1 protein-coding gene is annotated in these 255 nt (G+C 57.6%); it reads right to left on the bottom strand.

The features are described from left to right. A partial coding sequence (locus tag AAEZ09_RS28725; RefSeq protein WP_502947618.1) for a TSCPD domain-containing protein occupies positions 1–255 on the bottom strand: 255 nt, incomplete at both ends.

Raw genomic sequence — 255 nt, 5'->3', positions numbered from 1 at the left:
GGAAGGTGCAGTCACCGCCCTTGCGGAACACCGCGGACATGATCCGGGTAAGCGCCACGATCCACTGGAAATGGTCCATGTTCTTCGAATTGATGAAGATCTCGAATGGCCGACGCTGCTCGTGCGGAGTGCCGGCGTTGAGCACGATGTCGTTCACGGTGACGTACAGCGCGTGTTCGAACAGCGGTGACTTGATCTTGTAGGTCATGCCGATCAGCGTTTCCGGACGCTGCAGGCTCTCGTCCATTTCCACTA

Source organism: Pseudomonas sp. 65/3-MNA-CIBAN-0223 (genome assembly GCF_040310425.1).
Lineage (GTDB): Bacteria > Pseudomonadota > Gammaproteobacteria > Pseudomonadales > Pseudomonadaceae > Aquipseudomonas > Aquipseudomonas gregormendelii.
Note: the sequence above shows the minus strand (reverse complement) of the source record. Positions and strands in the feature narration are given on the sequence as shown.